Source organism: Anaerolinea thermophila (assembly GCF_020723905.1).
Lineage (GTDB): Bacteria > Chloroflexota > Anaerolineae > Anaerolineales > Anaerolineaceae > Anaerolinea > Anaerolinea thermophila_A.
This window is the reverse complement of record NZ_DYHZ01000009.1, coordinates 138,297-160,780: the sequence shown is the minus strand read 5'-3', so window position 1 is coordinate 160,780 and position 22,484 is coordinate 138,297. Positions and strand designations below refer to the sequence as shown.

Below are 22,484 nucleotides of genomic sequence, written 5' to 3'. Positions count from 1 at the left end.
GAATATTCGACCTTGCTCCTTTCTCTATTTCACCAACCATTCTTGGGACAAACACACGAATCACCGTTGCAAAAACGCGAGAATCTGACTATAATAGATAACGCAAACGGGCGGTTAGCTCAGTTGGTTAGAGCGTCGCGTTGACATCGCGAAGGTCGTAGGTTCGAGTCCTATATCGCCCACCTGAAAGAACGCGCTGACCGGGACGAGTACCCGGCAATGCCCCGACAGGGACGGATGCCCGCAGACTGAGAGGCATCCGCGGTGGACAGCCGGAGAAAACCACCCGCGAGCGGCTGGCTGAACGGCAAGTGCCCAGTAAGCCCAGACGGATTGCCCCGTTATCGGCGAACCAGAGATGACCGGCTTGACGGTCAAACTGGGTGGAACCGCGTGCAGACGATTGCCCGCCCCAGACCTGGGGCGGGTGTTTTGTTTCCAATCAAGGAGGTTGAAATGCTCTCGAAAGCGCAAGAACGGTATGAGGATACCCACATTTTCCGCGTGCGGCATTCCTGCTCGCACATCATGGCTCAGGCGGTGCTGGAACTTTTCCCCGGCGCCAAGTACGCCATTGGTCCCGCCATTGAAGATGGCTTTTACTACGACTTTGACCTGCCCCGCACCCTCACCCCGGAGGACCTGGAGCACATCGAAAAACGCATGAAGGAAATCATCAAGGGCAACCATGATTTCATCCGCCAGGAAGTCTCCGCCGAGGAAGCGCGTCAGATTTTCAAGGATCAGCCCTATAAACTGGAATTGATTGACGGACTGGAAAAGGGCGAGGTAGACGAAGACGGCAATCCGCTGGAGGAGAAGCCGGTCATCTCCATTTACAAACACGATAAATTTGTGGACCTGTGCCGCGGTCCGCATGTGGCGAATACCCGCGAAATCAACCCCAAAGCCGTCAAACTGATGCAGGTTTCGGGCGCTTACTGGCGCGGTGATGAGCATAACCCCATGCTCCAGCGCATTTACGGCACGGCATGGGAGACGCCCGAGGAACTGGAGCAGTACCTGTGGCGGCTGGAGGAAGCCAGGAAGCGCGATCACCGCAAACTGGGCAAGGAACTGGACATCTATCTCTTTGATGATGAAATTGGTCCCGGCTTGCCGCTGTGGACGCCCCGCGGCGGCGCCATCATCGAAGAAATCGAGAAACTCGCCAAAGAGATGGAATTTAAGTACGGCTACGAGCGTGTGCGCACCCCGCACCTTGCCAAAGAGGACCTCTACCTGCGCAGTGGACACCTGCCCTACTACGCCGAGAGCATGTACCCCCCCATGGAACTGGAGGGCGTGCGTTATTACGTCAAGCCGATGAACTGCCCCATGCACCACAAAATTTTTGCCAGCAAGCCGCGCAGTTACCGCGAACTGCCTGTGCGCCTGGCAGAGTACGGCACCTGCTACCGCTACGAGAAAAGCGGCGAACTCTTCGGGCTGATGCGTGTGCGCTCCATGCAGATGAACGATTCCCACATCTACTGCTCCGAAGAGCAGTTTGAGCAGGAATTCGTCAGCGTCATTCACCTGTATCTGGAATACTTCCGCCTGTTTGGCATTCAGGATTACCTGATGCGCCTGAGCACGCACCATCCCCGCGGACTGGGCAAGAAATACGTCAACAACCCCGAACTGTGGCGCAAGACCGAGGACATGGTGCGCAAGGCGCTGGACAACAACGGCATCCCCTACGTAGAGATTGCCGATGAAGCCGCGTTCTACGGTCCCAAGATTGATGTGCAGGTCAAGAGCGCCATCGGGCGCGAATTTACCCTGGCAACCAATCAGGTGGACTTTGCACAGCCGGAGCGCTTTGACCTGAAGTTCACCAATGAGAAAGGCGAGGAAGAGCGCCCGCTGATCATCCACCGCGCGCCGTTGAGCACGCATGAACGCCTGATCGGCTTCCTGCTGGAGCATTACGCCGGGGCGTTCCCGGTGTGGCTGTCGCCGGAGCAGGTGCGCATCATCCCCATCACCGACGGACAAAACGAGTATGCAAAACAACTGGAACGCCGTCTGCGCGGGCTGGGAGTGCGCGCCACTGCCGATCTCGACTCGGACCGCATGAACGCCAAGATTCGTAAGGCGCAACTGCTGAAGATCCCCTACATGCTGGTGGTGGGCGAGCGCGAAGCGCAGGCCGGGGCGGTTGCCCTGCGGAAGCGCGATGGCGCCCAGCAAACTCTCTCAGCCGATGAATTTGTCGCTCTGCTGCAGGAAAAGATTGCCACCCGCGCCGCCGATCTGTAAACCGGAGGCTGTGATCCCTCGCCCTCCCTCGCGGAGGGCGAGTTTTTTTCTCTGGATGGGCATTCCCCTGCCATTCCCGGGGTTTTTATGCCACAATTAACCCGTCTGTATTTCTGATGTTCTGGAGGCGGATCGCATGGCTCTTCCCAAAGATTATCTGGAGCGGGTGTATGCCGGCGTGCTGGGCAAGATCATCGGCGTGTACCTCGGGCGTCCCTTTGAGGGCTGGACGTATGACCAGATTCTCAACCGTCTGGGCGAGATTCACTACTACGTACACGACCGCCTGGGCGTTCCACTGGTGGTCACCGATGACGATATTTCCGGAACCTTCACTTTTCTGCGCGCCCTGCCCGACTGTGGCAATACCTTTGACCTGACCGCGGAGCAGATTGGACAGGCCTGGCTGAACTATCTGGTGGAGAACCGCACCGTGCTGTGGTGGGGTGGAATGGGCAACTCCACCGAGCACACCGCCTACCTGCGGCTGAAACACGGCATTCCTGCGCCGCGTTCCGGCTCCATGGCGTTGAACGGCAAAGTGGTTGCCGAGCAGATTGGCGCGCAGATTTTCATTGACGGCTGGGCGATGGTCTGCCCGGGTGAACCCGACCGTGCCGCAGAACTGGCGCGCCGTGCCGCACAGGTGAGCCACGACGGCGAAGCCGTCTTTGCCGCGCAGGTGCTGGCGGCGATGGAAGCACTTGCTTTTGTCGAGGCGGACCTTAATCGTCTGCTGGATGAAGCCGTGCGCCTCATTTCCGCCGATTCCCTCATCTACCGCCTGATTGCCGACCTGCGCAACCAGCGCGCCCGCACCGACGACTGGCACGAAACGCTGGACTTCATCTTTCAGCATTACGGCTATGACCGCTACGGCGGCAACTGCCATGTTGTTCCCAACCATGCCCTCATTCATCTGGGCTTGCTGTATGGCGGGGATGATTTCCAGCGCACGCTGAGCATTGTCAATACCGCCGGATGGGATACCGATTGCAATTCGGGCAATGCGGGCTGTCTGATGGGCATCAAGAACGGGCTGGCGGGCATAGATGCCGGTCCCGACTGGCGCACCCCGGTTGCCGATGCCCTCTACCTGCCCACCGCCGAGGGCGGTTCGTGCGTCACCGATGCACTTCAGGTGGCGCAGTGGGTGGCGGGGATTGGCTGTGCCCTGCATGGCGAACCGGCTCCCCGCCTTAAGGACGGGGTGCGGTTTTCCTTTGACCTGCCGGGCGCCGTCCAGGGCTTTGTCCCGCTGGAAGGCGCGCCGGTGCGGGTTGAGAACGTCAGCGGGCACAGTCAGCGCGGGACGCGTGCGCTGGCGATTCACTACGCTCATGTGGCGCCGGGGGTGCCGGCGCGGGTGGCGACCGCCACCTTCCTGCGTCCGGATGCTTTCCAGATGAAAACCTACGACCTTTTTGGCTGTCCCACCCTGTATCCGGGGCAGGTGGTGGCCGCTGAAGTCTGCGCCGCAGAGGACAACCCCGCTCTGGCACAGATGCGCCTGTTTATCGAAGTGTACGATGAGGAAGATCGCCTTGCCGCCATCCCCGGTGGGGTGGAGAGTCTGGCGCCCGGCGAGCGCCGTCTGCTGACCTGGCGCATCCCCGACACGCAGGCACGTCCCATTGCCCGCATCGGACTGGAAGTGCTGGACAGTGCCCGCACCGCTGGAACACTGTACCTCGACTGGCTGGACTGGCAGGGTGAGCCGCAGGTGTGCCTTACCCGACCCGAGCGGCGCGGTCAGGCATGGCAACTGGCATGGGTCAACGCGGTGAGTCATCTGGAGACGGGCAATGAACCCCTGCGCCTGATTCAGGACGAGGGGCGCGGCATGCTGGCGCAGGGCACGCTGGACTGGCGCAACATCGAGGCGCAGGCGCCCTGTACCCCACATCTGGCACGGGCGTTTGGGCTGGCGGTGCGCGTGCAGGGGCTGGAGCGTTACTATGCCCTGTTGCTGGAGCATCCCGGCACGGCGCGGCTGATCTGCCGCTGGTACGGCAGAGACGAAGTGCTTGCCGAGACGCCGCTGACCTGGGAGTGGGGGCAGACGCTCACCCTTTCCCTGCGTGCCAAAGGTGACTGCCTCACCGCCTGGGTGGATGGCGTACAGATTTTACAGGCGGAAGATGCCCGGCTGTCCGGCGGCGCGGTAGGATTCATCATCGAAGAAGGACGGCTGGGGGTAGATGGGGTGTGCGTGCGCCCGGCGTGAGAGCGATCATTCTCCCTGTCCCGAATCCCCCCTAAATATGCTAAACTAATAACGATGAAATCCCTGCGCTGGTTGAACGCAGTGATTGGGGTGTTCCTGCTGGTGATGGCAGGCGCCCCGGTTCTGCCTGCCCGCGCGGAAGAATTCCCCCCCGATGAGCCGGAGCGTAAAGCCACCCTCACTGTGAATTTCACCCGCCATTTCTGGTGGCTGGCAGAATGGGAAGGCAACGAGGTGGTTTGCCGCCTGGCGGTGGAGCATGAGGGCATCCCCACCTATAACGAAATTGAAGGACTGTGCGGCAAAAAGGTCGCTCAGCGCTGGCTGGAAAGCAAACCCTGCAATCTGGCGGAGACCCCCGCCGCGCGTTGTCCGGGGCTGTATGCGCTGGAAATTGGCTCCGAGCCTGCCAGCCGCGAGGTGGAGGTCATCCTGCCCCTGCCTTCGGTGTGGATTCATCTGGAAGACTGCGGGGCTCTGCCGGGCGAGCGCGCCTGTACACGCATGCCTACCCTTCTGCTGGAAGGGCGCGAACCCCTGCCCAACGAGACCATTTTGAGCATTCAGGGCACCTTCAACGGCGAAGCGTTCACCTGCGCCGGCAGTGAGTGCCGCCTGCCGCTTCAGCCTACCGGTCAGGACGGCGCGGTGATGGAGTTCTGGGCGGATTCGTCCTTTGGCGATTCCAGCGAACATTACACTGCCCGTGTGCGCGTCCTGCCGTGGGGTGATTTCATGGACCCGGACGGCGGCGGGCGCGATTCCCGCATGTGGTACGTGGACATCCTCTCCACGCAGTACACGGAGGGTGAGATTGCCGCCTGCGCCTTCACCTGGCAGTCCTTCCCCGATGTCAATGGACCACCGGTGTGGCTTTCCACGCCGCCGCGCATCGAAGACCTGCGCACCGATACCGGCTTTTACTACCTCGCCGGGGCGCTCATCCAGAACGGTCTGGTGGATACCAGCGCCTGTCTGGATGGCGGGTTGACGGCGGCAAACGTTGCCTCTGCCTGCGGGGTGGAAGCGGCGCGCCCTCTGCTCACCGAATGGCAAAACCGCTTTGATGACGAGATCTGGCAGGCATCGCAGGAAACCGGCGTGCCTGCACGTCTGCTGAAGAACGTCTTTGCCCGTGAAAGTCAACTCTGGCCCGGCGTGTTTCATACCACGAAAGAAGCCGGGCTGGGACAGTTGACCGAAAAAGGCGCCGATACCATCCTGTTGTGGAATCCGGAGTTCTTCCGCCAGTTCTGCCCGCTGGTTCTGCATCAAAGCACCTGTGATCTGGGCTTTGGTAATCTGAAAGACAACGAGCAAGCCCTGTTGCGCGGTGCGCTGGTGCGCAGGGTCAACGCCTCCTGTCCCGATTGTCCTACCGGCATTGACATCTCCGGGGCGCAGTACAGTGTGCGCGTCTTTGCGGAGGGCTTGCTGGCAAACTGTGAGCAGACCGGGCGCATCCTGACCAACCTGACCGGTATGGAGCCGGGGCGCCTCAGCCGGTACGAGGACCTGTGGCGTTTTACGCTGGTCAATTACAACGCCGGAGCGGGCTGTCTCTCCACCGCCGCGCGGCGCGTGCTCAACAACGGCGATGCGCTGACGTGGGAGAACCTTGCCGCTCAACTGGATCCTGCCTGTCAGGGGGCAATTGGTTACGTGGAGGACATCACCGGGGAGCGGCGCGTTCTGCCCACACCCACCCCCTGGCTGGGTGGCGCTCCCGTGCAGGTGACCCCGCCGCGAGTGCTGTCAACTCCAACGCCTGCGCCGCTGTTCCCCACCGTGACCCCCACGGCGCAGGCTACCGCTACTCCGTCTAACGGAGCGCCCACTCCAACCCCCGAGGTTTACCTGCCACCGTAAAAGGATCTCCGTCTTGCCAGTCGGGGAAGGTGTTTCTGCGTACTCGATGGGGGCTTCTTACAGGAAATGAGCAGGGCGCTGGCGCAACGGCGTCCCGGTGAGCCTTCTGGCAGGGTGCAACCGGTACAGTGCCTGGAGCGTTGCCCGGGTTTCTGGAACCCCATCACAGGAAAAAATGTGACGGATGTCACTTTGTCTGACAATTGACTTTTTGTATAAACCTCGTTAAACTGAAGGTAATCCTGAATTTGTCTAATCAATCTTTCAAAATCTTATGACCACCCTGCTGGTAAAAAACATCTCGTTCCTCGTGACTATGGACGATGCCCGAAGGGAAATCGTCAACGGCGCGCTGTTTGCCCGCAACGGCATCATTGAGCAGGTCGGGCAAACGGCTGACCTGCCCGCCACTGCTGATCGAGTGCTGGATCTGAGCGGTTATATTGTCTTTCCCGGGCTGATCAACACCCATCACCATTTCTACCAGACCCTCACCCGCGTGGTGCCGGCGGCGCAGGACGCCAACCTGTTTAACTGGCTGAAGACGCTCTACCCCATCTGGGCGCGCCTCACCCCTGAAGACATTTTCATCTCCACCCAGACCGCGCTGGCGGAACTGGCGCTTTCGGGATGCACCACCGCCTCCGATCATCTCTACCTGTACCCCAACGGATCGCGGCTGGATGATGAGATTGCCGCGGCGCGCGAAGTGGGCTTGCGCCTGCACGCCTCGCGCGGCTCGATGAGTCTGGGCGAGAGCAAGGGCGGTTTACCCCCCGACAGTGTGGTGGACAGCGAAGAGCACATCCTGCGCGATTCTCAGCGCCTGATTGAACAGTATCACGATCCCCGACCGGGCTCGATGGTGCAAATTGTCCTGGCGCCGTGTTCGCCCTTCTCCGTCACCGCAGATTTGATGCGCGAGAGCGCGGTGCTGGCGCGTCAGTACGGGGTGCATCTGCACACCCATCTGGCGGAGACGCAGGATGAAGAGGTGTTTTGCCTGCAAAAGTTCGGCATGCGCCCGGTGGCGTACATGGAATCGCTCGGCTGGGTGGGTGAAGATGTGTGGTTTGCCCATGCCGTTCACGTCAACCCCGCAGAGGTTGACGTCTTTGCGCACACCGGTTGCGGTGTGGCGCACTGTCCCTCTTCCAACATGCGCCTTGCCAGCGGTATTGCCCCGGTGATGTCTTACTTGAAGGCAGGGGTGCATGTCGGGCTGGGCGTGGATGGTTCGGCGTCCAACGATGGCTCGCACATGCTGGAAGAAGTGCGTCAAGCCATGCTGCTGGCGCGCCTTTCGGCAGGCTTGCAGGGTGCTTCGCTCTCCGGCGAGGATGCCCCTCCGCTGATGACTGCGCGCCAGGCGCTGGAACTGGGTACCCGCGGCGGCGCGGCGGTGCTGGGACGTACCGATATTGGCGCGCTGGAAGCGGGAAAGTGCTGTGACTTTGCCGCCATCCGTCTGGAACGCCTGCCGTATGCCGGGGCATTGCACGACCCCGTTGCCGCGCTGGCGTTCTGCGCTCCGCAAACGGTGGATATCCTCTCGGTGGGCGGCAATCTGGTGGTTGAGGATGGGCAGTTGCGCACGGTGGACCTCCCGCGGCTGGTGGAGCGGCACAACCGCGCCGCCCGGCGACTGGTTTCCGGCGAGGCGTGATTTTCAAACCCCAAAGGCATTCCCTTTGGGGTTTCTTTCAACCAGAAGGGTAGAAAGGCAGGTGGAACGAATGGGTCAGTCCTTTCGCTTAATCAGCACCCGCACGCTGGTGGATTGCGCCATGGGGCGCGTTCCGGCGGATCGGGTCATTCGCAATGCCCGCTGGGTAAGCGTGCAGAGCGGCGAAATCCTGCCCCAGACGGAAGTCGCCATCAAAGAGGGGCGCATTGCCGCAGTGGGCGAAGATGTGCATCAGACCATCGGTCCGCATACGCAGGTGCTGGATGCGCAGGGGCGCTATCTGGTGCCGGGTTTGCTGGATGCTCACATGCACGTGGAATCGGGCATGCTTTCGGTGGCTCAGTTCGTGCGCGCCGTTTTGCCGCACGGCACCACCGGCATGTTTATTGATCCGCATGAGATTGCCAACGTGCTGGGCTTGCGCGGGGTGCGTCTGATGCTGGATGAAGCCCTGCTCCAGCCCATCCATGTCTTTGTGCAGGTGCCGTCCTGTGTGCCTTCTGCCCCGGGACTGGAGACAGCGGGCGCTGTTCTGGGCGCAGAGGAAATCCGCGAAGCCCTCTCGTGGGAGGGAATCATCGGACTGGGCGAGATGATGAATTACCCCGGCGTGCAGTACTGCGATTCAGACGTGCATGCCAAACTGGAAGCCACCCGCGAATCTGGCAAAGTGATTGGCGGACACTACCCCTCTCCCCTGCTCAACCACGAGTTTGCCGCCTACGCCGCGGGCGGCGCCATGGACGACCACGAGGGCACCCGCCTGGAGGATGCACTGGCGAGGGTGCGCAACGGCATGCGCGCCATGCTCAGGTTTGGCTCGGCGTGGCACGATGTCAAAGAGCAGGTGCGCGCCATCACCGAGATGAACCTTGACCCGCGCTATTTCCTGCTCTGCACCGATGATTCCCACTCCGCCACGCTCATCCAGGAAGGACACATGGACCGCGTTCTGCGCCATGCCATCGCTCAGGGTTTGCCTCCCATGACCGCCATTCAGATGGCGACCATCAACACTGCCGAGCATTTTGGGGTCAGCCGCGAAATTGGCATGATTGCCCCCGGACGCTGGGCAGATATGCTGCTGGTCAGCGATCTGGTCAACTTCACCGTGGAGATGGTCATTGCCAGAGGTCAGGTGGTGGCAGAGGATGGCAAACTGCTGGTTGATCCGCCTGCCCTGCACTACCCCGACTGGGCATTGCGCACCGTGCACCTGCCGCGCGCGCTTACTGCGGCAGATTTCCGCCTGCCCGCCGACGACAGCCGTACCATCGCCAACGTCATCGGTGTCATTGAGAATCAAGCCCCAACCCGCCACCTGCACATGAATGTGCGACCGGTCAACGGCGAAATTCAGGTGGATATGAGCCGCGATCTGGCAAAAGTGGCTCTGGTGGAGCGTCATCAGCCTACCGGTAAAGTGCAGGTGGGACTGGTGCACGGCTTTGGCTTTACCCAGCCGTGCGGTATTGCCTCAACGGTTGCACACGACAGCCATCAGATGATTGTCATCGGCACAGATGAAGAGGATATGGCGCGTGCCGCCAACCGACTGATGCAGACCGGTGGGGGGCAGGTGGTCATTTCGCGGGGAGACATTCTCGGCGAGGTGCAACTGCCCATTGCCGGGCTGATCTCCAACGCGCCTGCCGAGCAGGTTGCCCGCCAGGCAGAGAGTGTGCTGGAGGGCTTTCGCGCCTGTGGGTGTCGTTTGAACAACCCCAACATGCAGATGAGTTTGCTGGGGCTGGTGGTCATTCCTGAACTGCGCATTTCCGATCTGGGGCTGGTAGATGTGCGCCGCTTCCAGATCATTGATGTGCTGGAATAACTGAAAAGGGGACTGGAGAAAGAATCATGGAACAGAATGGGAAAAGCACCCATCCGTATGAGCGCCTGCAGGATCAACTGGCACAGTTAATTGCCGCCACCCCACCGGGTGGGCGCCTGCCTGCCGAACCTGAACTGGCGAAGCAGTTGAACGTCTCGCGCGCTACCCTGCGGGAAGCCATGCGCTCGTTTGAAGGGCAGGGACTGATTCGCCGCCGTCAGGGCGTGGGAACTTTCGTAGTCGGTCAGCCGTCCGTGATCGAGACCGGACTGGAAGTGCTGGAAAGCATTGAGACGCTGGCTCACCGCATGGGGATGGATGTTTCCATGGGCGACCTGAACATCCGCGAGGTAAACGCCAATCCGGAGGAAGCGGCCCTGTTTGACGTGCCGCAGGGCACGCCGCTGGTGCAGGTGCGCCGCACCATTCATACTGCCGGGCGTCCGGTTGCCTATCTGGTGGATATTCTGCCGGAGGATGTGCTCACCCCGCAGGATCTGGAGCGCGGTTTCACCGGCTCGGTGCTGGATTTGCTCTTGCGGCGCGGCTCGCCCATGCTCACCCGCTCGGTGGCGGAGATTCAGGCCGTAGCCGCCGATGCCAAGGTTGCCCGCTGGCTGGAAATTCAGCGCGGTGATGTCCTGCTCATGTTTAAAGCCCGTCTTTACAGCGCCGAAGAGCGCATGATTGATCTTTCCTACAGTTACTTCCTGCCCGGCTACTTTCGCTTTCAGGTGGTCAGACGGGTGGGCAGTTGAACGTTTCAAAGGAGTGATATGGTAGACTCTCACATTGTGCAAACCATTCAGGAACGTGTGCGTCAGTCGGAAGAGGAGATCATCCGCTTCCTGCGCGAAATTTGCGCCATTCCGAGCATGGAATCGCAAATTGGACCCGTTGGCGAACGCATCGGCGCAGAAATGCGCAAACTGGGCTTTGACGAGGTGCGCTTTGATAAGATGGGCAACATCCTTGGGCGCATCGGCAACGGTCCAAAGGTGATGGTGTACGACTCGCACATTGACACCGTGGGCGTGGGCGACCCCGCCGAATGGCCCTATGACCCCTTCGAGGGCAAAATTGAAAACGGGTGCCTGTACGCGCGCGGTGCAGTGGATGAGAAAGGCAGTACCCCCGGCATGGTGTACGGGCTGGCAATTGCCCGCGATCTGGGCTTGCTGGAGGGTTGGACGGTGTACTACTTTGGCAACATGGAAGAGTGGTGCGATGGCATTGCTCCCAATTCCTTCGTCGAGGTGGACCCCGCCGTGCGCCCCGATTTTGTCGTCATTGGCGAACCCACCATGATGAAGGTGTACCGCGGGCACAAGGGACGCCTGGAGTTCAAGGTGACGGCGCGCGGCAAGAGCGCACACGCCGCATCCAACCATCTGGGTGATAATGCCATCTACAAACTTCTTCCGGTCATTGCCGGTATTCGGGATCTGGAGCCTTCGCTGGGCGATCATCCCTTCCTTGGACACGGTAAGATCACTGTGACGGATATGAAGGTGCGCACTGCCAGCATCAACGCCGTGCCGGATGAAGCGGTGATTTTCATTGACCGGCGCATGACCTTTGGCGAGACCAAAGAGCAGGTCATTGAACAGGTGCGCGCGCTCATCCCCGAAAAGGACCGTGAGTCCATTACCATTGAGGAACTGTTCTACGACGAACCCTCCTACACGGGCTTTGTCTTCCCGGTGGATAAGTACTTCCCCGCCTGGGCGCTGGAGGAGGATCATCCTCTGGTGCAGGCAGGACAGAAGACCCGCGCCGCCATCGGCTTGCCCGAGGCGCCTTCGGGAAAATGGGATTTCAGCACCAATGGCATCTACTGGGCGGGCAAGGCGGGCATTCCCAGCATTGGCTTTGGTCCCGGCGATGAGCGTCTGGCTCATGCCATGGCGGAGCACGTCCCGCTGGCAGAGGTGGTCAAAGCCACCGAGTTCTACGCTCTTCTGCCGCGCATCATCCAAGAAACAATGTAAATTCATTTTTTCACAGGAGGATTTTGTTATGCAAACCAACCTAAGAGGACGCGACTTCATCGGAGACCTGGATTTTTCCAAAGAGGAAGTCGAAACCGTGCTGGAAGTGGCATGGGATCTGAAACGCAAGCGCGCGCTCGGAGAACCCCATCCCCTTCTGCGCGATAAAACTCTTGCCATGCTGTTCTTCTTCACCAGCACGCGTACCCGCGGCTCGTTTGAAGCCGGTATGGCGCAACTGGGCGGGCACGCCGCTTTCATCGACTCGGACACCACCCAGATTGCCCACGGCGATACCGCTAAGGAAATCGGCGAGATTTTCGGGCGTTACTTCGACGGCATTGCCATCCGCCAGTGCGACTGGCAGTTCGGCAATCAATACATTAACGAGGTTGCCCGCTACTCCCGCGTTCCTGTGCTGAACATGCAGTGCGATGTGTATCATCCCTTCCAGTGTCTGGCTGATTTAATGACCATCATGGAGAAAAAAGGACGCGACCTGCGCCGCCGCAAGATTGTCGTCTCGTGGGCGTATGCCGCTTCCTACAGCAAGCCCATTTCTGTTCCGCAGTCACTCATCCTGCAGTTGACCCGCTTCGGCGCCGATGTGGTGCTGGCGCATCCCCCGGAGTTTAAACTCATGCCCGAAATCGTTGAGATGGCGCGCGAGAACGCCCGCAAATACCACTCCGGCTTCGAAATCGTCCACGATATGGACGAAGCCTTCAAAGATGCCGATGTGGTTTATCCCAAGTCGTGGGGTCCGCTGGTGACCACCACCGATAAGAACGAGGGCAAGGCGCTCATCGAAAAGTACCGCGACTGGATTACGGACCAGCGCCGTATGGACCTGACCAAAGAGGACAGCATCTACATGCACTGCCTGCCCGCCGATCGCAACCTGGAAGTGACCGATGAGGTTATTGACGGTCCGCACTCGGTGGTGTACGATGAGGCGGAAAACCGCCTGCACGTTCAGAAAGCCGTCATGGCTTTGACCATGTCGTAAGATGTTCAATCTTAAAATTTTCAATGGGTGAGGAGTGAAGATGTCCAGAAAGAAAACCGCAGTCATTGCCATTGGTGGAAACTCGTTGATTAAAGACAACGCCCACCAGAAAATCGAAGATCAGTATCAAGCCGCCAAAGAGACCTGCTACCACATTGCTGATATGATCGAAGCGGGTTGGAACGTTGCCATCGGTCATGGGAATGGTCCGCAGGTGGGGTTGATTCTGCGCCAGTCGGAGGTTGCCGCCAAGGTGGAAAACCTGCCCGAGACGCCGCTGGATGTGTGCGGCGCCGAGAGCCAGGGCTTGATCGGCTACCTGCTCCAGCAGAACCTGCAGAACGAACTGTTCCGCCGCAAGATTCACCAGAACGTAGCCACAGTGATCACGCAGGTGCTGGTGGACAAAAACGACCCCGCCTTCCTGCATCCCACCAAACCGATTGGCGGGTTCATGACCGAGGAAGAAGCCAAACGCAAAGCCGAAGAACTGGGCTGGACGGTGGTGGAAGATGCCGGGCGCGGCTGGCGGCGCGTGGTGGCGTCTCCCGATCCCAAAGAGGTGGTGGAACTGGATACCATTAAAGCCCTGATTGAGGCGGGTGTGATCGTCATCACCGTGGGCGGTGGCGGCATCCCCGTCATTGACAAAGGCGACGGCGATTATGTGGGCGTTGCCGCGGTCATTGACAAGGACTATGCCTCCAGCCTGCTGGCGCAGGAAATCAACGCGGATATCTTCATCATCTCCACCGCGGTGGAGAAGGTGGCGCTGAACTATGGTAAGCCCAACGAAAAACTCATTGATCGCATGACGGTAGCCGAAGCCAAACAATATATTCAGGAAGGGCACTTTGCCAAAGGCTCCATGCTCCCCAAGGTGCAGGCTTGCATCCGCTATCTGGAGGCGGGCGGTAAAGAAGCCCTCATCACCAGCCCGGAGAACATCGGGCGCGCTCTGCGCGGCGAAACCGGTACCTGGATTGTGCCGTAACGTTTCTGGAAAACGGTTTTTTCATCAACAACCTGCCCACAAGGCAGGTTGTTTGTTTTTATAAAGCGAGCGCTTTCTCGCTTTCCGCGGGTTCTGACCGGATTTCCACACCCGCGCGGGAGAGATGGCGGTGCAGAAAGGAGCCCATCTGACGCAGAGAGCGCCACGACTCCGGCACGCGCAGGGTGAACAGTTGAAAAACGTGCCACATGCCTTCCCAGATGACCAGTTCGGCGTTCACCCCGTCTTCGATCAGGCGGTCAACCAGGCGGGTAGAATCGGTGAAGAGCAGTTCCTCGGTGCCAACATGCACGAGGATGGGGGGTAAGCCGTGAAAATCGCCGTACAGTGGCGAAGCGTAAGGATGGCGCGGGTCAAGATCGCGCAAGTACAGGCGGGCGGCAACCGGCAGGTCGCCGGGATGGATGAGCGGGTCGCGGGTTTCGTGCGTCTTGACCGAATCGCCCACTCCTGTCAGATCCGTCCACGGCGACATCAGCGCCGCGGCGGCGGGCAGAGGCTCGCCGCGGTCGCGCAGTGCCAGCAGGGTTGCCATTGCCAGCCCCCCGCCTGCCGAATCACCGGCAAAAGCGATTTTGTGAGGCGGGTACCCCAGCCGTTGAAGGTGATGATAGGCGGCAAGGGCGTCTTCCAGCGCGGCGGGGAAGGGGTGCTCGGGCGCAAGGCGGTAATCCACCACCAGGGCGCGGGTGCGCGCAAACAGGGAGAGGTAGCCCGCCATCTCGCGGTGGGTGCGGGGGGAGCCGACTGTGTAAGCCCCGCCGTGCAGGTAGAGAATGACCTGATCGGGGGTGTTGCGTTCGGGAATGAGCCACTCGGCGCGTGGACCACCTGCGGCGGCAAAGCCGATGCGCACACCGGGCGGAGTGTGCAGCAAAAGCCGGGCGTAAAACTCCAGAACGTCTCTTTGCTGGTGAATGCTCCAGTTACTGTGTGGGACGAAAGGAAACAGGCGCAGAACGCCCAGAAACAATTGACTGACAAAACTCATTATAAGACCTTTTCAAAAGAATGAAGAATGTTATTCTTCCAGTAAATTAATTTCTTGTACGCTTTTATAAAGATTTTTCCATGAATTTTGTTTTATCCGGAATTTTGTTCCATGATTATGTCCTGTGCGAGCATCAAAGTCCACAAATACCAACCCCATTTCAATACAGTTTAAGAATCTTTCAAAATCGAATCCAGATAAGACAAACAATTTTTTGTACAGAAAAAATTCATGCCTATTTTCTATTTTTGACTCAGCAATTACATAGAAACAATTCTTAATTTTAGAACCAATTGCATACTCTAAGTCTTGAAATCCCCAGTATGGTTCAGGGCATAGAGAATCAGGTACCGAATTTGCCCACTCTTTTATAGAAGGGTCGCTTGCATCTATATGATCTTTAGAAAAAGTAAAGCGAAGTTTTCTCGCATTTCGGTCTAGAACTAATTTGAAACCTCTATTTGTGTAATGAATAGCATCTGTAGTTGAACGAAAACTTTTTTCATCATTAGGGTATTTTTTCCCTGCTTCTTTATGTCTCCATCCAAAATTCGGAAGTAATATACATGAAACAATTTGCAAAGCAGTTGGGGAAGGTTCTAAATGTTTGAGAGTAATTAGGGAAGATGTATGTTCTCTTTGTCCCTTCAACTCCCATTCTTGTGCATTTGGAATTGGCAGATTGTTTTCTGATAATCCCAGTAAACATTCCAAAGTATTTCCTACAGCGCCATCATTTCTTCGCTCTATAGTTTGTTTTACACTTTTTTTCCAGCCTTCTCTACTGATTTGATGAATTTTTTCTATTAAATCTTCTTTAGTAAATGTTATCATTGTGAAGGTCTCCAGAAATCAAGCAGATATTCAAATGTAGTTCCCATTGTGATGTAATTACTGGGCCAGCCGAAAATTCCGATTTTGTTAACAATGTTTGTCCGATCCCAAATGATTATATTCCTCAGCTCATAACCTCTTTGTCTTAACTCTTCAATGAGAGAAACGTGGATGGTAATTCTTTTATCTTCCCACCACATATCGGGAACGTTGATTACGCAATGCCCTCTAGGTTTTAACAAAGGGAGTAACTTCTCAAAAATTTCACCCATTGCTCTAGTATACTCCTCAAGAGGCATTGTTCCTAAATCGGAAGGATCTTGGGAATATTGTTCAATTTTCCCAAACTGTTCATTCTTTCTATCACGTCTCGATTTATTAAGACGTTTTCGATTCAGCAAATTTGCATAAGGGGGAGATGTCCATATTAGACTTACCATTTCGGGTTCAAGGTAATTAGGAATATTTCTGGCATCATCATGAATTGCTACCTGTTGGGCGTTATTGAAAAGGTTATTAGTTGCTAATCGCTCAGCACATAAATCAATATATTTTTCTTGAAGGTCAAAACCTACAGCGTTTCGATTAAGATCCCTTGCTGCAACCAAAGTAGTTCCACTTCCGACAAACGGATCTAGAACCAATTCTCCTTCATGGGTAAATAAGCTGATCACTTTTTTTGAGAGAGAAATTGGAAAAGTTGCAGGGTGAATACTTTTATCACGAATATCTCTCCCTTCGTAATTAAACTGCCAAACTCCTAGTTGACACTTGATCCATTCTTTAGCTGATAGGCAACTTAAGTGATTAGGAGGACATGAACAGGTTCTTGTATACCCAATAGATAGTTTTGTTCGATAAAGAGTTTGGGCTTCTTTTACTTTCAAAGGAAGAGAAATTCCGGTGTATGTATCATTCATAAGGTTGACTCCAGACTATGGGAAACAATAATTTAAATATGGTGAAATAAATTATACTGTCTTTCATAAAATTGTTTTGAATGATTCTGCGTAAGATGCTCAGCCAAACCAGCCGCCGCGGAAAATGTACACTGCCGCACTGCCTGCCAGCAGGATGATGAGCGCCGCCCACATGCGCTGAAGCCGCCGCTCGCTGAAAAACATTATCCAGATCAGTCCGCCCAGCGTTATGGCAATGGCGGCGTAACCAAGAATCAAGAAAAACAACATTGCCGCCGGGGAAGTGCCCGCCAGCAGACGGAAGAAGGTCATCAAAATATGTCCCACCCCGTTGGCGAGGTAGGTGGTCAGGAAAAAACGCGCTCCCACGGGCAGATACTGCCGCCACATCAGGGTGGTGATGAGAATTGCCAGAAGCAGGGCGATGGCGGTGTCCAGACCGGAGAGTTTACCCTCGCTGAGCATGCTGGCGAATTCCGTTGCCGCCCAGGCGACCAGCCCGCCTGCCATCCCGTACCATCCCCGTGTGGTTTCAGCAGAGCGGGTATTCAGTCCCCGCTGAAAACTGTACACGGCTACCGCGATGAGCGCCAGCGCGTACACCATCAGCCCCGGTCCGCCAGAGCGGTGGTAGAGGATGCCCATGGGAAGCAGAATCGTCTGCCACAATAGGTACAGGACGATGACCGGCAGAATGCCATCGAAGAACTTGCTGGCGAGATCCCGCTTCCAGTGCATGGCTTATAACCTCCGAATCACCGGTTTGAACAGGGCTACCCAGCCGCCGTACAGCAGAGAAAGCAGAGCGCCCATGCCCAGCGCCAGCGGTGCACCGATCCAGTCGGCAACGTATCCTGCCTGAAGCGCGCCCAGACGCATGAAAGCCTGAATGGTCATGGTGTAGAACCCCATCACCCGTCCGCGCACCTCGTCCGGGGCGGTCATTTGAATAAGGGTGTTCGCCAGAGCGTTCTGCAGGACGAACATCCAGCCAGCCGCCATCATCATGAAGAGGCTAAAAAGAAACGAACGGGAAACTGCCACGAAGAGCAATGCCAGCGGAAAGCCCAGGTTGCCCAGCGTCAGCCAGCGCCCGCGGTGACTCTCAGCGGGCAGGGATGCCACAAACAGCGCCCCCAGCACTGCACCGACCCCCACAGCGGTGAGCAACATGCCTAACGGCAGGGCTTGCGGAGACTGACAGGAAAACAGGCGGGCAGGTCCTTCGCACACCCGGGCAATTACCGGCTGGGCGCTTGCACTGAGCACGTCCTGAGCGAAGACCGGCATGAGGGTGTTGTAGGGCATGGAAAGGAAGGCGCTCACAGCCACCAGGCTCATCAAGAGCAACTGCACCGGTTTGCTGATCACATAGCGCAGTCCTTCCAGGATGTGACGAACCGTGCTGTGCGCCTGCGGGGGGCGAGAGGATTGCGGCAGGTTGCGCATGGAGAGCAAAGCCAGAATTACCGGCACGAAGGTGAGGGCGTTGAAGAAAAAGGCAGGTCCCTCGCCAATTGCCGCCACTACCAGCCCTGCCAGTGCCGGTCCCAGGGCGCGGGCAAGGTTGAACATGGCGGAGTTCAAGCCAATGGCGTTGGTGAGGTCCTCTTTGCCCTCAACCATATCCACAGTGAAGGCTTGCCGGGCAGGTAGATCCACGGCATTCACCGCCGCCAGCAGAAGCGAAAGGGCGTAAATGTGCCATACCTGCACCCTGCCGCTCCAGGTGAGCCACGAGAGCAGAAGCGCCTGTGCCATCATGACCACCTGTGCCCAGAGGATGACATCCCGTTTGGGAAAGCGGTCGGTGAGCGAGCCGCCCCACAGCGAAAAGGGGATAAGCGGGATCAGACCGATGAAACTGATCAATCCCAGCGCCGCCGCCGAACCGGTGAGACGGTACACCAGGACCTGTTGCGCCATGGTCTGCATCCATGTGCCGCTGAGGGAGATGGTCTGTCCTGCAAACCAGACGCGGTAGTTGTAATGACGCAATGCCCGAAAAGTGTTGGGAATGCGCGAGGCAGGTTTTGGGGTGGTAAGTGTGGACCGCATTGTTTGAATCCCCTCAATGAGATACGGTCATTATATCCTGCTTCTCCGGATGGGCAAAAGATAAAACCGGGCAGGCGTGCCCGGCTTTATCTTCATAGAGTGGAGATGGAAAACCCTCAGGGGCGTTTTACCACAGAGAAACTGCTCAAAGTTCCGGTGTCGAAGCCGCGTTCCTGCAAGTGCTGAACAATGAGGCGGAAGGCTTCTTCCTCTGGAATGGGCGTACAGGGCGCGGTGCCATCTGGAATCTGCCCCGTCTCCCAGATTCGAGAATTCAGTTTTAACCGATACCACTGATTACAGGAGACCACCGACACGAACCCGAAATTATAAAAAGGAGGCTTGACGGTCTCTTCTACCAGAAAGCCGTTTTCGGTCTTCACGGTATCGCCCACGCCGGTACCGAAAATGGGACGCTTACCCGGGTCGGCGCGCAAAACCGACTGACCTTCCATCCATTCGGGGATAGGGATGCTTAGATACTCCAGCAGGGTAGGGGCAAGGTCAATGTTCTGCACTTCCTGCTGAATGCGCCGCGCATAGGCGTCTTCGGGAAAGTGGATAATCCACGGCAGGCGCGCCAGATTGTTGAAGATGAAGCCGTGATCGCTGGCAATGACCAGCACGGTTTGATCTGCCAGCCCATGGGCTTCCAGTGTGTCAAGAATTTGTCCCAGTGCCTGATCGAATTCCAGGATTTTATCGTCGTAGAAATCGGGGTTGAACTCGCCCTGTTGATCCACGCTCTGTCCCTGAGAAAAGACCTGCACGCGGGGGTAAAACTTGCGTCCCAGCGGGTGGGTACCCATCCAGTGCAGGTGGGCAAAGACGGGTTTATCTGAGGTGGTCAGCGTATCCAGAACCTGTTTGAGGTTTTCTTCATCGCGGTACTCAAATGGAAGCGCCTGCGGGTTGGTGGGTAAAAGCAGGCGGTAGTTGGTCATGGTCTTCAGGAAGAAGATGTGGCGAAGCCGGTCAGCGATGCGCTTGAGGAGTTCGTACAGGTAGCCCGCGCTGGCTTCATCGAAGATGGTTTGCAGGCGGGTGAGGAAGGTGCTTTGTCGAAAAACCGTCCCGTTGGCTACGTCGAACCCCGACTGGATGTTAAGGGTATAGGCATCCACAAAGTAGGGAAAGGAATATTGAACACTCGTATACCCATACGTTTTGAGGATATAGGGCAGGTGCTGGAAAGCGTTCTCGCCTTTGAGGGTATCCGGCGGGTAAAGCAAGCGATTGGTGGTGGGGTATTTGCCGGTGAGAATGGCAACCACCCCGCCAGCAGTGTTGGCGGAGTTGGAATAGGCATTTTCGCCCACCAGTGAGCGTTCTGCCAGTTGTCGCAGACGAGGGGTGGTGTCCCGCTCGTACCCGTACGCCGAAAGGTGGTTGGCGTTCAGCCCATCGGCGGTGATGAGCAGGATGTGGGGCAGGTTTTTTCGCGCGGATGCTCCGGCGCTCCACAGCGGAGGATGCGTTGCCTGCGGTGGAATGTAGGTGAGAGCCAGCAGAGCAACTGTTAAGCCAGCCAGCGCGGCGGGCGCCATCCACAGGCGGCGGCGTTGGGATCGGTTTGCCCACGCGGCAAGCCAGCCGCTCACCTCGCGCGTCCAAAGCAACAGGATGATGGCGAAACCCAGCAGGTACAGGGCACGGCTCCATCCCACAGATGTGGAAACCCCGAACCGGAACAGCGTATAGGTGAAGTTATCAACCAGGAGAAGGGTCAGTCCGCTCAAAATCCCTGCGGGAAGAAGGATCCCCAGCCGTTTCCAGATGTGCCACCGGAAGAGCAGCCATCCTGCTCCCAATCCTGCCAGCAGGGCAAGCGCCGCGCCGTTGAGCAGGGCAAAACTCAACAGCAGGATGCGTATCTTTTCCGAAATGGGCAGGATGGCAATGGCTGAAGGCTTGGTGGTCAGGAACAGCCATTCCATCAGCGCATAAATCAGGGCAGAGAGCGAGGTCATCAGAAATAGCCCTGACCAGGCGGGTTCACGGGTAGAAAATGGAGACAACCGTTTGAACATCAGATTTGAGAATTCCGGTAAAGCAAAAGGGTGCGCAGACTGCCTTCGATGGGCATTTCTTTTTCCAGGTGGAAATAAGGGGCAAATGCCGTCTTAAATCCCTCCAGATGGTATGCGGGGAAAATGTCATCTCGGGAGCGCAGAAGTTTCTGCACCTGCGAATCTTCTTTCGGTACAAATTCGACCAGCAGGAATTTTCCCAGTCGAGAGAAGGTAGCGGCAAGGCGCTCCAGAGGTACGTTGTTGCCAATTGCCAGATGGTGGACCAGCGCCAGCGCCAGTACCACATCGGCGGGGGCACGTTGATAAAAGGCTTCCCGTTCGGCATTGTCCCAGCCAATTGCAGGCGAGGGATTGGTCAAATCGATGACCAGCGGGAGCACATGAGGGTTGTTTTCCTGCTTTGCCTGCTGATAGTTTACCTCGACGGCTTCGGGATCAAAATCGGCTGATACCACCAGCGCACCGCTGATTTCAGCGGCAATGCGGCTGAAGATGCCCGTGTTAGCGCCCAGATCCCAGATTGTCCGTGGAGAGAGGTGCTGGATGGTTTCCTGAACAAGGCGCTTTTTGCTCTCGAAGGTGGTGTCGGTGTAATTGGTGTGCCGGTAGTACTCCACCCAGCCAGTCTTCCGGAGGGGGACTTGCAGGCGGCGTACCGTTGATTCGAGACTGTCAATCAGCCCGATCAGTCCCAGTTTACTCATCCGGAGGGGAGAGGGGGGTGTGGAAGGTTTCTCCACAGCCCGCGATACCGCCTGTTGTGCCTGAGCGTGCAGGTGAAGATGGCTTACCAGTCCGAAATCAAAGCGGGTGGAGAACGGCAGTAAGCGGCTGGCAAAATCCAGCGGAATGCCGTCCATGTACAGGGTAGAGAGCCGTCCAAAGCGCAAATCCACTCTGCTCATCAGCGCCAGCGGCGCAAGGAAATGCTGGCAGAACTGACGGTATGCCACCCACGGCGCGCCTTCCTCATACAGGGCAAAGCTCAGGGTATCCATAAGGATGGGTTTACCGCGGTGAAACTGGATGTTGTAGGCGCTGGCATCTTTTAGAATCATGCCTGCCTGCAGGGCTTCTTTCTGGATTGCCAGCGTGAGCAGAGCGGCATCCTTCAGTTGGGAGAAGCACCATTCGTAGGGGTAAGAGATGAAGGGAATCGCTTCTGGCTCAATCACCCGGTAGCAGGTAGAGGGATCAAGCGGGTCTTCGTTGACTTCTTGATGGGGAATCAGCCAGCCTCTGTCTATCAGGCGCTGATACAACCCGGAGCGCATCAGGTGGTCGTATTCGCGCGCATAAATGGAATTGACCTGCCGGTACAGGCGTCCTCCGCGGCGAAAAACAAAACCACTGGGATCCCGAAATGAGGCGCGATGAACTTCCAGACCTGACGCTGGCTCAGGGTTGAGGGTCATGCGAATCTTTTTTGCCAAACAGGGCAGTGATTTTCTTCCAGAAGACTTTAATCAACACCCCGCCGCCGAGGACGGCTCCCAGAATGATTTGCAGAAGGACACTCCCTGTTCCCGGATCTACGTACATTTCTTGCTCCCACAATCAAAGGTTGCAGGAAAGTATAATGGCATGGAGGGGGGACGTCAAGTTGGGGGATTTCAGCACGCCCCGGGTATTCAGGGAAAGGTTTATGCTGGTTCGGAAGAGAGCGCTCATTTTTGGGATTCACAGCGATTGTCCGGTATGGGGGGGACATACCGGACAATCTTCAGGGAGGGAATGCCACCAGCATTCCG

The 22,484-nt window shown here is 57.4% G+C and carries 17 protein-coding genes and 1 tRNA gene; 10 read left to right on the top strand and 8 right to left on the bottom strand.

Going from position 1 to position 22,484, the window contains the following annotated elements:
• The first annotated feature begins 108 nt into the window (after positions 1-108).
• From LHF31_RS13930 to arcC, 10 genes are all read left to right on the top strand, one after another.
• Positions 109-182, top strand: a tRNA-Val gene (locus LHF31_RS13930).
• 274 nt (positions 183-456) lie between these two features.
• Entirely contained in the window at positions 457-2,265 is a 1,809-nt protein-coding gene (gene thrS, locus LHF31_RS13925; RefSeq protein WP_298009190.1) for a threonine--tRNA ligase, read from the top strand.
• 136 nt (positions 2,266-2,401) lie between these two features.
• Positions 2,402-4,492 (top strand): ADP-ribosylglycohydrolase family protein, encoded by a 2,091-nt coding sequence (locus tag LHF31_RS13920; protein ID WP_298009187.1) that lies wholly within the window; start codon positions 2,402-2,404, stop codon positions 4,490-4,492.
• Between the two features lie 54 nt (positions 4,493-4,546).
• On the top strand, positions 4,547-6,361 hold the full coding sequence (locus tag LHF31_RS13915) for a hypothetical protein (RefSeq protein ID WP_298009183.1): 1,815 nt from the start codon (positions 4,547-4,549) through the stop codon (positions 6,359-6,361).
• 274 nt (positions 6,362-6,635) lie between these two features.
• Positions 6,636-8,027 (top strand): 8-oxoguanine deaminase, encoded by a 1,392-nt coding sequence (locus LHF31_RS13910; protein ID WP_298009180.1) that lies wholly within the window; start codon positions 6,636-6,638, stop codon positions 8,025-8,027.
• Between the two features lie 70 nt (positions 8,028-8,097).
• Positions 8,098-9,882: an adenine deaminase gene (ade, locus tag LHF31_RS13905; protein WP_298009177.1), complete on the top strand. Its 1,785-nt coding sequence runs from the start codon at positions 8,098-8,100 to the stop codon at positions 9,880-9,882.
• 26 nt (positions 9,883-9,908) lie between these two features.
• The gene (locus LHF31_RS13900; RefSeq protein WP_298009174.1) at positions 9,909-10,640 is read left to right on the top strand and encodes a GntR family transcriptional regulator; all 732 of its coding nucleotides are present in this window, start codon (positions 9,909-9,911) and stop codon (positions 10,638-10,640) included.
• 18 nt (positions 10,641-10,658) lie between these two features.
• Positions 10,659-11,873: a YgeY family selenium metabolism-linked hydrolase gene (locus LHF31_RS13895; RefSeq protein WP_298009172.1), complete on the top strand. Its 1,215-nt coding sequence runs from the start codon at positions 10,659-10,661 to the stop codon at positions 11,871-11,873.
• A gap of 28 nt (positions 11,874-11,901) precedes the next feature.
• Positions 11,902-12,882, top strand: coding sequence for an ornithine carbamoyltransferase (locus tag LHF31_RS13890; protein ID WP_298009169.1), 981 nt, complete (start codon positions 11,902-11,904; stop codon positions 12,880-12,882).
• Between the two features lie 40 nt (positions 12,883-12,922).
• Positions 12,923-13,876, top strand: coding sequence for a carbamate kinase (arcC, locus tag LHF31_RS13885; RefSeq protein ID WP_298009167.1), 954 nt, complete (start codon positions 12,923-12,925; stop codon positions 13,874-13,876).
• Between the two features lie 58 nt (positions 13,877-13,934).
• Here the strand turns inward: arcC and LHF31_RS13880 are convergent, their stop codons facing one another.
• From LHF31_RS13880 to LHF31_RS13845, 8 genes are all read right to left on the bottom strand, one after another.
• Entirely contained in the window at positions 13,935-14,888 is a 954-nt protein-coding gene (locus LHF31_RS13880; RefSeq protein ID WP_303774369.1) for an alpha/beta hydrolase, read from the bottom strand.
• A 30-nt stretch (positions 14,889-14,918) separates the two neighbouring features.
• Positions 14,919-15,722 (bottom strand): MvaI/BcnI restriction endonuclease family protein, encoded by an 804-nt coding sequence (locus tag LHF31_RS13875; RefSeq protein ID WP_013558560.1) that lies wholly within the window; start codon positions 15,720-15,722, stop codon positions 14,919-14,921.
• Entirely contained in the window at positions 15,719-16,642 is a 924-nt protein-coding gene (locus LHF31_RS13870) for a DNA methyltransferase (RefSeq protein WP_013558561.1), read from the bottom strand. Before LHF31_RS13870 ends, LHF31_RS13875 begins: the two co-directional genes overlap by 4 nt.
• A gap of 99 nt (positions 16,643-16,741) precedes the next feature.
• Positions 16,742-17,380, bottom strand: coding sequence for a hypothetical protein (locus LHF31_RS13865; RefSeq protein ID WP_013558562.1), 639 nt, complete (start codon positions 17,378-17,380; stop codon positions 16,742-16,744).
• A gap of 3 nt (positions 17,381-17,383) precedes the next feature.
• Entirely contained in the window at positions 17,384-18,700 is a 1,317-nt protein-coding gene (locus LHF31_RS13860; RefSeq protein ID WP_303774365.1) for an MFS transporter, read from the bottom strand.
• 116 nt (positions 18,701-18,816) lie between these two features.
• The gene (locus tag LHF31_RS13855; RefSeq protein ID WP_303774363.1) at positions 18,817-20,730 is read right to left on the bottom strand and encodes a sulfatase-like hydrolase/transferase; all 1,914 of its coding nucleotides are present in this window, start codon (positions 20,728-20,730) and stop codon (positions 18,817-18,819) included.
• Complete coding sequence (locus tag LHF31_RS13850) at positions 20,730-22,148, bottom strand: class I SAM-dependent methyltransferase (protein ID WP_303774361.1); 1,419 nt, start codon at positions 22,146-22,148, stop codon at positions 20,730-20,732. The genes LHF31_RS13855 and LHF31_RS13850 overlap by 1 nt, the downstream gene beginning before the upstream one ends.
• Complete coding sequence (locus LHF31_RS13845; protein ID WP_298002562.1) at positions 22,132-22,275, bottom strand: hypothetical protein; 144 nt, start codon at positions 22,273-22,275, stop codon at positions 22,132-22,134. The genes LHF31_RS13850 and LHF31_RS13845 overlap by 17 nt, the downstream gene beginning before the upstream one ends.
• Positions 22,276-22,484: the final 209 nt, after the last annotated feature.